The 10,991-nt window shown below is 69.3% G+C and carries 7 protein-coding genes; 2 read left to right on the top strand and 5 right to left on the bottom strand.

The window, feature by feature from the left end; all coding sequences use genetic code 11:
- Nucleotides 1-156 precede the first annotated feature (156 nt).
- Both OKA11_RS14160 and ppdK read left to right on the top strand, forming a co-directional pair.
- Entirely contained in the window at nt 157-1,800 is a 1,644-nt protein-coding gene (locus tag OKA11_RS14160; RefSeq protein ID WP_267221370.1) for a Na+/H+ antiporter, read from the top strand.
- A 166-nt stretch (nt 1,801-1,966) separates the two neighbouring features.
- Nucleotides 1,967-4,645: a pyruvate, phosphate dikinase gene (gene ppdK, locus OKA11_RS14155; protein WP_267221368.1), complete on the top strand. Its 2,679-nt coding sequence runs from the start codon at nt 1,967-1,969 to the stop codon at nt 4,643-4,645.
- 366 nt (nt 4,646-5,011) lie between these two features.
- On the opposite strand, the gene OKA11_RS14150 is transcribed toward ppdK, so the two are convergent.
- The 5 genes from OKA11_RS14150 to OKA11_RS14130 are packed head-to-tail and all read right to left on the bottom strand — an operon-like array spanning nt 5,012 to nt 10,977.
- Nucleotides 5,012-5,890 (bottom strand): BadF/BadG/BcrA/BcrD ATPase family protein, encoded by an 879-nt coding sequence (locus tag OKA11_RS14150; protein ID WP_267221366.1) that lies wholly within the window; start codon nt 5,888-5,890, stop codon nt 5,012-5,014.
- A complete protein-coding gene (gene dld, locus OKA11_RS14145; RefSeq protein ID WP_267221364.1) occupies nt 5,887-7,629 on the bottom strand; it encodes a D-lactate dehydrogenase in 1,743 nt (580 codons plus the stop codon). The genes OKA11_RS14150 and dld overlap by 4 nt, the downstream gene beginning before the upstream one ends.
- A gap of 14 nt (nt 7,630-7,643) precedes the next feature.
- Nucleotides 7,644-8,708: a beta-N-acetylglucosaminidase domain-containing protein gene (locus tag OKA11_RS14140; RefSeq protein ID WP_267221362.1), complete on the bottom strand. Its 1,065-nt coding sequence runs from the start codon at nt 8,706-8,708 to the stop codon at nt 7,644-7,646.
- Entirely contained in the window at nt 8,705-9,958 is a 1,254-nt protein-coding gene (gene nagA, locus OKA11_RS14135; protein ID WP_267221359.1) for an N-acetylglucosamine-6-phosphate deacetylase, read from the bottom strand. The genes OKA11_RS14140 and nagA overlap by 4 nt, the downstream gene beginning before the upstream one ends.
- Nucleotides 9,955-10,977: an SIS domain-containing protein gene (locus OKA11_RS14130; protein WP_267221356.1), complete on the bottom strand. Its 1,023-nt coding sequence runs from the start codon at nt 10,975-10,977 to the stop codon at nt 9,955-9,957. The genes nagA and OKA11_RS14130 overlap by 4 nt, the downstream gene beginning before the upstream one ends.
- Between the last annotated feature and the right edge of the window lie 14 nt (nt 10,978-10,991).

The raw sequence follows: 10,991 nt of genomic DNA, 5'->3' as shown, positions 1-10,991 counted from the left end.
CGGGGTTTGCAATCCCGGACTGGGCGGGCCATGGTCCCTGCTCAGCCTTTGCCCGTGTCCGTCCCGGACATTTTCGGATTATCGACCTGCGGCTGGCGACGGGCCTTGGGCCTGTCTTCGTCCGGTCATTTCCCTGCAACTCAAAGGAGCCCCGGTTTGGAGTCCGTTTCGGTCGTGCTTTTTCTGCTGCTGGCGGTTGTCGTCAGCGGTGCGGTGTCGCGGATGTTGCCCTGGTCGGTGCCGACGCCGCTCGTGCAGATCGTGCTGGGCGGCGCGATCGGTCTTTCGACCTCCTACAGCGTCTCGCTCGACCCGGAACTGTTCCTGCTGCTGTTCCTGCCGCCGCTGCTGTTCCTCGACGGCTGGCGCATCCCCAAGGACGAACTGTTCAAGGACGTCTCGACCGTGGTCGAACTGGCGCTGGGGCTGGTGCTGACGACGGTGATCGGCATGGGCCTGTTCATCCACTGGATGATCCCGGCGATGCCGCTGGCGGTGGCCTTCGCGCTCGCCGCGGTGGTCTCGCCGACCGACCCGATCGCGGTTTCCGCCATCGCCGCGCGCGTGCCGATCCCCAAGCGCATGATGCACATCCTCGAAGGGGAATCGCTGCTGAACGATGCATCGGGCCTCGTCTGCCTGCGTTTTGCCGTCGCGGCGGCACTGACCGGCACCTTTTCCGCGGGCGATGCGGCGCTGAGTTTCCTGTGGGTGGCGGGCGCGGGCCTGGCCGTCGGGGTGGCGGTGACGGTGGTGGTCTCGCGCGCCAAGGCCTGGGTGACGCGCGGCTGGGGCGAGGATACCGGCTCGCAGATCCTCGTCAGCCTGCTGATCCCCTTCGGCTCCTACATGCTGGCCGAGCATTTCCACGCCTCGGGCATCCTCGCCGCCGTCGGCGCGGGGGTGACGATGACGTTCGCGGAAATCTCGCGCGAGGCCATGGCGGTCACCCGCATGCGCCGCAATTCGGTGTGGGACACGATCCAGTTCACGCTGAACGGCATCATCTTCGTGCTGCTGGGCGAGCAGCTTCCCGGCATCCTCTATGAAGCGCGGCAGACCGTCGCGGTAACGGGCCATACCCAGCCGGGCTGGCTGGCGCTCTATGTCGTGGCCATCGTGCTTGGCCTTGCGGCGCTGCGTTTCGCCTGGGTCTGGCTCTCGTTCAAGTTCACGATCCTGCGCAAGCGCCAGACCGGATCGCTTCCCGACACCGCGCTGCGCAGTCCCAACTGGCGGCTGGTCGCGGCGATGTCGTTCGCGGGCGTGCGCGGTGCCATCACGCTGGCCGGTGTGCTGACGCTGCCGCTGGTGCTGAACGACGGCTCGCCGTTCCCGGCGCGCGATCTGGCGATCTTCCTCGCGGCGGGCGTGATCATCGTCTCGCTGATCCTTGCCAGCATTGCCTTGCCGGTGCTGCTCAAGGGGCTGACGATGCCCGGCGAGCCCTCGAAGCAGGCCGAGGAAGATGCCGCCCGCGTGGCGACGGCGGAAGCCGCGATCCGCGCGATCGAGCGCCACCAGCACCGGCTCGCCGAAGAGCGCGGCGATGCCGACCGTTTCGCGGCGGCCGGCGGCCGGGTGATGGACCTCTACCGCGAGCGCATCGAGGGACTGAGCGAGGATGAGCGCGACGCGGTGCGGGCGCAGGAAAAGCTGTTTCGCGAATTCCGCCTGGTCGGCGTCAAGGCCGAGCGGGCGACGCTGGCGGACCTCATCCGCAGCCGCCAGGTCGGCAGCGCGACGATCCGCAAGCTGACGCGCGAACTGGATCTTTCCGAGGCGCGTCTCAGGGGATAGCCGTCTGCTAGAGCACTTTCTCGGCGCCGGATTTCACATATCGTGAAATCCGGCTTTGCGATTTGTCGATGGTGAGCGCGTCCAAAAGCCGCCATTTAGCATGCCATATCCTCGCAAATCGCCGAATCCCGGTTTTCGGGCGGAGCGGTAACAAGGAAATGGATTGATGACGGCTTTGACTGAAACGCGCTATGTCTATCGCTTTGGTGGCGGTGTCGACGACGGCGGCAAGGGCGACAAGAACCTGCTGGGCGGCAAGGGCGCCAACCTCGACGGCATGGCCGCGATCGGTCTGCCGGTTCCCCCGGGTTTCACCATCACCACCCAGATGTGCACGCGCTACTATCAGGATGGCGGCGTCTATCCCGAAAGCGTGAAGGCCGAAGTGGCCGCGGGTCTGGCCCATATCGAGCAGGTGACCGGCAAGCAGTTCGGCAACACCGCCGATCCGCTGCTGGTCTCGGTCCGCTCGGGCGCGCGCATCTCGATGCCGGGCATGATGGACACCGTGCTCAACCTCGGCCTCAACGACGAGACGGTGGAGGGCCTTGCCGCGACCTCGGGTGACGAGCGTTTCGCCTGGGACAGCTATCGCCGCTTCATCCAGATGTATTCCGACGTCGTGCTCGAACTCGATCACGGCGCCTTCGAGGAAGCGCTGGACATCGCCAAGGAAGATCGCGGCTACGAACTCGATACCGAGATGACCGCCGCCGACTGGAAGCTGCTGGTCGCCGAGTACAAGGCGATCGTCGCCAAGCTCTGGACCAGGCCGTTCCCGCAGGACGTGCACGACCAGCTCTGGGGCGCGATCGGCGCCGTGTTCGGCTCCTGGCAGTCGGACCGCGCCAAGGTCTATCGCCGCCTCAACGCGATCCCCGGCGAATGGGGCACCGCGGTCAACGTCCAGGCCATGGTCTTCGGCAATATGGGCGAGACCTCGGCCACCGGCGTCGCCTTCACCCGTGATCCCGCGACCGGCGAGAACGCCTACTACGGCGAATACCTCATCAACGCGCAGGGCGAGGACGTCGTCGCCGGCATCCGCACCCCGCAGTACCTGACCAGGGCCGCCCGCGAGCGCGCCGGCGCCAAGCCGCTGTCGATGGAAGAGGCGATGCCGCAGACCTACGCGGAACTCGCCGGTGTCTTCGAGATCCTCGAAAAGCACTACCGCGACATGCAGGACATCGAGTTCACGGTGCAGCAGGGCAAGCTCTGGATGCTCCAGACCCGCTCGGGCAAGCGCACCGCCAAGGCGGCGCTGAAGATCGCCGTCGACATGGCGCGCGAAGGCCTGATCAGCGAGGAAGAGGCGGTCGCCCGCGTCGATCCCGCCGCGCTCGACCAGCTCCTCCACCCCACGCTCGACCCCAAGGCGCCGCGCGACGTGCTGACCAAGGGCCTGCCCGCCTCGCCGGGCGCTGCCTCGGGGGCGATCGTGCTCGATGCCGATACCGCCGAGAAGCTGGCCGAGCAGGGCAAGGCGGTGATCCTCGTGCGGGTCGAGACCAGCCCTGAGGACATCCACGGCATGCATGCGGCCCGCGGCATCCTCACCGCGCGCGGCGGCATGACCAGCCACGCCGCCGTGGTGGCGCGCGGCATGGGCCGTCCCTGCGTCTCGGGCGCGGGCAGCCTCTCGATCGACGGCACCGCGCGCACCGTGCGCATGGAAGGCCGGGTGCTCAAGGAAGGCGACATCGTCACCATCGACGGTTCGACCGGCGAGATCATGGCCAACGAAGTGGCGACCGTGCAGCCCGAACTGGCGGGTGATTTCGGCACGCTGATGGAATGGGCGGACAAGGTGCGCCGCCTGCGCATCCGCGCCAACGCCGAAACCCCGCAGGACTGCCGCACCGCGCGCGACTTCGGCGCCGAGGGCGTGGGCCTGTGCCGTACCGAGCACATGTTCTTCGACGCCGCCCGCATCACCGCCGTGCGCGAGATGATCCTGGCCGAGGACGAGGCCGGTCGCCGCGCCGCGCTGGCCCGCCTGCTGCCCGAACAGCGCGACGATTTCGCCGAGATCTTCATGGTCATGGCGGGCCTGCCGGTCACCATCCGCCTGCTCGATCCGCCGCTCCACGAATTCCTGCCCCATGCCGACGCCGACTTCGAGGACGTCGCCCGCGCAGCCGGGGTGGCGGTGGACACGCTCAAGCGCCGGGCTGCCGAACTGCATGAATTCAACCCGATGCTCGGCCATCGCGGCTGCCGCCTCGGCGTGACCTATCCCGAGATCTACGAGATGCAGGCCCGCGCGATCTTCGAGGCGGCGCTGATCGTCAAGGAGCGCACCGGCGAGGCGCCGATCCCCGAAGTGATGATCCCGCTGGTCGCCACGGCCAGGGAACTGGAGCTGATGAAGGCGATCGTCGACCGCGTCGCTGCCGAGGTCTTCGCCGAACGCGGTGCCTCGGTCGACTATCTGGTCGGCACGATGATCGAACTGCCCCGCGCCGCGCTCAAGGCGGGCGAGATCGCCGAGATCGGGGAATTCTTCTCGTTCGGCACCAATGACCTGACCCAGACCACCATCGGCATCAGCCGCGACGATGCCGGTCGCTTCCTGACCCAGTACGTCGACAAGGGCATCTTCGAGCGCGATCCCTTCGTCAGCATCGACGTCGACGGCGTCGGCGAACTGATCGAGCTGGCGGCCGAGCGCGGCCGCAAGACCCGCCCGGGGATCAAGCTGGGCATCTGCGGCGAACATGGCGGCGATCCGGCCTCGATCGCGTTCTGCGAGAAGATCGGCCTCGATTACGTCTCCGCCTCGCCCTACCGCGTGCCGATCGCGCGTCTGGCGGCAGCGCAGGCGGCGCTCGCGGGCCGGTGAGGCCGGCCGCCTGGAGCGTTTTTCGAACGGAGTGGAACCCGCAGTGACTCGGAAAAACGCGGAAAAGAAAGAATCTGAATAGGCCGATCTGATTCAATCAGATCGGAAAACGCTCTAGAGCAGTTTCCGATCCGATTGCATCGGATCAACTGCTCCAAGATTTTGGTTTTACGCGTTTTTTCGAGTCATCAGGTGATGCCACCTGATTGGAAAACGCTCTAGTGAGGTAAACCGCGTCGGGGAGGAGGAGCGACCCGACCGGGAATGCGGACCGCATGCGCCAGCGTGCGGTCCGCATTTGCTTTCCGGCTGTCCGAGGCCGCGGGTGCCGCCCGGACCTAACCAGCCGGCAATACGCCGTTGGTATCAGGCCTTGCCCGCCGCGAAACCGGCGAAACCGGCAAGGCGCAGGGCGCCGTCGAGGGAATCGCCCAGCGGCGCGCTCAGGCGTTCGACCGTGCGGGCGCGCAGCCAGGGCTGCATGCGCGGGGCCAGCCCGCCGACCAGCGAGCAGCGGGCGGCGCCGCGCTCGAAGATCGTCTCGATGAAGCGCTCGATATGTCCGGCGGCGTTCTCGACGATGGAGCGGGCGATGGCGTCGTCCGCCTCGGCATAGCTCATCACCAGCGGCGCGAAGGTGCCGTAGTCGCGCGGGGTGGCGTGGTCCATCCAGGCGATGGCCTGCGCGGTGTCATGCCCGAAACGCTCGGTCACGGCGGCGCTGAGCGGGGTCTTGCGGGTGCGCCCGTCGAGCGCGCGCAAGGCGTGGCGCATCGCCGAAAGGCCAAGCGCAGCGCCGCTGCCTTCGTCCGAGATCGGGAAGCCGTAGCCGCCGATGGTGAAATCGCGGCCCTCGACGCGCAGCTGCGCGGCGCTGCCGGTGCCGATGATGAGGATCGCGCCGTCCTCGCCGCCATGGGCGCCGAGGTTGGCGATCTGCGCGTCGGTGGCGTAAGCGGCCGAGGCGAAACCGAAGTCGAGGTCCGCTAGCGCCTCGCGCACGCCGGGGCGGGTGATCCCGGCGATGCCCATGCCGGCGCGGATGGTGGCGCGCTGGGCCGGGGTCAGGCCCGCCTCGGCGACCGCCTGATCCACCGTATCCCGCAAGGTATCGTAGAGTGCCTCGATGCCGATGCGCGCGTTGGCGGTGCCGGACTTGCCCTCACCGATCGCGCGCCCTGCGGCATCGACCAGCCGGGCGCGGCAATTGCTGCCGCCTGCATCGATGCCGAGGTAGTAGGTCATGGGTGTTCTCCGTGGGCCCCCGCGCAGGCATGGTCGTTCCAGTCGCGACCACGGGGGGTATGGCCGATGCCGGGATTGAGCTGGTTGCGCGGATCGATCTCGCGGTAGAACCGCGCCAGTTCGGGCCGGGCGACGTAGAGGTGGCCGACGTTGTGCTCGGCCGGATACTGGGCGCCGCGCGCATCGAGCAGGGCCCAGAGCGCGTGTTCGAAGGCGAGCGGATCGGTGCCCTTGGTGACGATGTAGTCCTGGTGGAACACCTGGCAGAAGAAGTGCCCGTAATAGAGCGTGTGGACCGTGCGCGCGGCAAGCTCCGCGGGAAGCTGCTCCACCCATTGGCGGGTATTGCGCGGCAGCGCGACGTCGAGCGCGACGATGTCTTCCACCTTGTCGCGGTGCACCGCGCGGTAGCGCACGGCGGCGCCCGCCGCGACGAAGCGGTGGAGGAACGCCTTGGCGGCCTCCTGTGCGGTGCATTCGAAATGGTCGGCCTCGCTGCCGCCGGGGAACAGCTCGCCAAGCAGCGCGCGGGCGGCCTCGACCTGCTCGCGCGGGACTTTCAGGATCAGGTGATGATCGAAGCGGGCGCGGTATTCGCGCATGCGCGGGGGGAGGTGATCGGGGATGAAGCGGCTCGACCATTGCATCAGGCGGTCGGACAGGCCGTTTCCGAACAGGCCGGCGAACAGCGCGTCGAAGCGCGACTTGGCGGCGAACAGCGCGGGCAGGCGGTCGGTGCCGAGCCGCTCGATCGCGAAGAACATGTCGCGGCCATAGCGGTCGGCGATGTCGAAGGCCTCGGCGTGCATGTATTCGCCGGCGATCGGCAGGGTGTCGAAATCGCGCAGCATCGTGCGGCGCAGCGCCGTCAGCCGGTCGGGCTGGCGGGTGCCGATGTAAAAGGTGGTGGTCTCCTCCTCGCGCGCGAACGTGTCGAGGCGGACGGCGAAGACGATGAGCTTTCCGGCGCTGCCCGCCGCTTCGAACAGGCAGCGCGGGTCGGCGTTGAAGCGGGCGGGCACGTCGCTGTCGATGTCGCGCACGTGGGCCGCATAGCTGTGGTCGTGCGCCCACCTGTCATCGGCGGGGTCGATGTCGGCTTCGGTGAACTCGCCGCGCTCGAGGCGGGCGAGCAGCGTTTCGGGCTCGTCGCCGAGCGCGATGCCGAGGTGGTTCAACAGGCGCAGGGTGCCGTCGCCCTGGACCTGCGCATAGAGCGCCAGCTGGGTATAGGCGGGCCCGCGCCGGATCAGCGAGCCGCCCGAATTGTTGCAGACCCCGCCCACCACCGAGGCGCCGAGGCAGGACGAGCCGATCACCGAATGCGGCTCGCGTCCATAGGGGCGCAGCGCCGCCTCCAGCGCGTAGAGCGTGGTGCCCGGCAGGCAGACCACCTGCTCGCCGCCGCGAATGACTTTCAGCGCCGAGAGCCGCGTCGTGCTGATGATGACGAGGCCGCCGGGATAGTCGTCGCCATCGGGGGTCGAGCCGCCGGTGAGCCCGGTGTTCGAGGCCTGCATGATGATCGACACGTCCGCCGCCACGCAGGCCCGCACCGCCCGCCACAGTTCGACGAGACTGCCCGGCCGCACCACCGCGATCGCCGGGCCCTCGCCGGTGCGATAGCCCTTGCGGAACCGCGCCGTCGCCCGCGCCGAGGTCAGCACGTGGCGCCCGCCCACCGCGCCGCGCAGTTCGTCCAGCAGTTTGCGGTCTCGTGTCGTGGCGCTCGTCGTCATCGCGTGTTTCCCGCTTACTGGGTCTGGACCTCGTCGTCGGTCATCAGGTCATGGCCGTCCAGCCAGCGCAGGATCTCGCGCGCGGCGGGGTGATCGATGTCCCGATACCGTGCGCGCAGGCGGTCCGCCCGCGCGCCGAGGCGCTCGTAGCCGACGTCCTGCAGCGCCGGAAGGTCCTGCCGCAGCCGCTGCGTGAATTCCGCGCCGAGCAGCGTGCGTGCGGCGGCATCGAAGGCGGCGCCGTAGGCATAGCGGTCCCCTTGCGCATAGAGCATCGGCAGCGTCAGCGCCGGAATGCAGCCGAGGTGGGCCTGGATCGCCGGGTTGACCGCATGGCCGGTGATGTGGTCGGCAATCGCCGCCGGACGGCCGGTGAAGGCGCGCAGGTGCAGGAACCGCGACATCCGCGCCCCGTCGTTGACCGGCCAGTTGTCCCACAGGCAGACCTTGCGGCCGAGCTCGCCGGCAACGCGTTCGAGATGCGCGGGGCCGATTTCCTTCGCGCAGACTTCCTCGCCGGTCCAGTAGACCTGCACGGCGCTGTCGAGCTGCCGCCCAAGCGTGCCGAGATAGTCCGCCGGACGGTCCGCGAAGACCAGGTCGAGCACCGGATCGTCGGAATAATAGGTCGGGCAGGTATAGACCTGCGTGGCCCTGGTCAGCCCCGCGCAGAAGTTGACGACATCGGCCTGCCGCTGGGCCAGCTCCGGCATGTCGCCGCGCAGATCGTCGAACAGCACGGCCAGATCGTCGATGCCGATGGCATCGAGGTCGGCGATGCGGCGGGCAAGGTCGGCCCGCGCGGCATCGTCGAAGGGGTGGGTGGAGCCGACCGGGGTGATCGCCATGCCGAAACGCATGCCCGCCGCGCGGCATTCGGCGGAAAGCCGGGCGAGCGCCTCGCTCTGGGCGAGGTCATGCGCCTTGCGCCATTCGCGCCGCAGCGAACGGTCGGCCTTGGGGCCATAGTGGTAGAAACCGTAACCGGCCGCGGCCAGCGTGCGCACCACGTGGCTGCGCTCGGCCGCGTCCCAGATCCGCCCGAAGCGGCCCTCGATCAGCCCGAGCGGCGGGGTCACGCGTCTTCTCCCAGATCGTCGCGCTCGCCGCCGATCCAGGTGGCGCGCACGCGGCGCGCCTCGTCCAGCAGCACGAGATCGGCGCGCAGGCCCGGCGCGATGGTGCCGGTCTCGTGCTCCAGCCGCAGGAACCGCGCAGGATTGCCGCTGGCCATGCGCGAGGCGGTGACGATGTCGCAGCAGAGCATGTCCATCGTGTTGCGCAGCGCCTCGGCCATCGTCAGCGCCGATCCCGCCAGAGTGCCGTCGGGGCCGGTGCACTTGCCGTCCGCCACGGTGATCTCGGTACCCATCAGCGTGAAGGCGCCGCGCGTGCCGCCCACCGGCGGCATCGCGTCGGTCACCAGCATGATGCCCTCGGTGCCGCGCGCCTTGATGGCAACCCGCATGGCGGCGGGGTGGACGTGGAAGCCGTCGACGATCAGCCCACAGTAGCTGGCGCGGTCTTCCAGCGCCGCCCCGACCATGCCGGGATCGCGGCTGAGGAACTGGGTCATCGCGTTGAACAGGTGGGTAAACCCGGCCAGCCCTTCGGCCAGCGCGGCGTGGCTCTGCTGGTAATCGGCCATGCTGTGGCCCGCGCAGACGAGAATGCCCGCCTCGCTCAGCGCGCGCACCGATCCCGCCGGCGCCAGTTCGGGCGCCAGCGTCACCACGCGGCGGCCCAGCGTCGGCGCGGCGAGCCGGGCGATCACTTCGGCATCGACCGGCGCGAAGCGGGTCTGATCGTGGATGCCCTTCTTGGCGGGATTGAGGTGCGGGCCTTCGATATGGACGCCGAGCACGCCGGGAACCCCTTCGGCCAGCGCCGCCTCACCGGCCGCGATCGCCGCGTCCACCGCCTCGGCATAGTCGCTGATGAGCGTCGGCAGCAGGCCGGTGGTGCCATAGCGGCGATGGGCGCGGGCGATGGCGCGGATGCCCTCCACCGTCGGGCTGTCGTTCAGCAGCACGTCGCCGCCGCCGTTGACCTGCACGTCGATGAAGCCGGGCAGCAGCCAGCCGCCGCCCATCTGCTCGACCAGGCAATCCTCGGGCAGGGCATCGCGCGGTGCGAGGCCGAGGATGCGATCGCCGGCAAGCAGCAGCGCCTGATCCTCGACCACGCGGTCGGCCAGCACGATGCGGGCGCCGACAAGTGCGGTGCGGGCGCCGACAGGCGCGGTGCGGGCGCCGACAGGCGCGGTGCGGGAACGAATCGCCTCAGGCGTTCCGGGGATCATTTCCGGGGTCATAGCCGAGCGGCTCATAACGTGCGCGTCACTTTGTTGAGATGGGGCGGATTGTCCGGGTTGCGGCCGCGCGCCAGCGACAGGGCATTGGCAAGGCCGTAGAAGCTCTGGATCGCGGCGATGGCGCCCAGCACCGGGTGGACGTCGCTGCGCGAGGGCAGGGCCAGCGCGGCCGGGGCGATGTCCTCGGCCATGCCGGCGGCGATGACTTTGGCCCCGCGCGCGGCAAAGTCGTCCAGCCGCTCGCGCAGGCCCGTGCGGGCGACGTCGAGCGGGGCAAGCACCAGCACCGGATCGCCCGCACCCACCAGCGTCATCGGTCCGTGCGCGACTTCGGCGCTGCTGAAGGCCTCGGCATGGAGGCTGGAGGTTTCCTTGAGCTTGAGCGCGGCCTCGCCGGCGATCGGCAGGGTCGGGCCGCGGCCCAGCACCAGCATGTCGCCGGCATCCTTCAGCAGTTCGACCGCCTCGGTCCAGTCGGCCGCGGCGGCGGCTTCGAGAACCTCGCCCGCGCCCTCGAGCGCGGCGAGCAGGGCCGCGTCCTCGCTCCATTCGGCCACCAGATGGGTGAGCGCGACAAGCGTGCAGACAAAGCTCTTGGTGGCGGCCACGCTGGTTTCCGGCCCGGCGTGCACCGGAATGACGATCTCGGCGAGTTCGGCCAGCGGGGACTGTGCGTCGTTGACCACGGCGATCACCACCGCGCCCTGCGCCTTGGCGTCTTGCGCCGCGGCGAGCAGGTCGGGGCTGCGGCCGGACTGCGAGATGGCGATCAGCGGCACCCCGGCAAAGCGCGGCGACGTGGCATGGTAGAGCGAGCCGACCGAGGGCGCATGGCTCAGCGTGGGCACCCCGGCATGGGTCTCCAGCAGGAACTTGGCAAAGGCGGCGGCCTGATCGGAGCTGCCACGGGCGAGGGTGGCGGCGAACGGCGGGGCCAGCGCGCGCAGGCGGCGACCGGCCTCGCGCACCAGTTCGGCATTGCACTGCAACTGCTCGGTGCAGCGCAGCGGGGCTTCGCGGGCCTCCCGCGCCATCAGGGTTTCGGCCT

This window comes from Novosphingobium clariflavum, assembly GCF_026420865.1.
GTDB lineage: Bacteria > Pseudomonadota > Alphaproteobacteria > Sphingomonadales > Sphingomonadaceae > Novosphingobium > Novosphingobium clariflavum.
The sequence above is the reverse complement of the archived record's forward strand: the minus strand, read 5'-3'. Positions and strand labels throughout refer to the sequence as shown.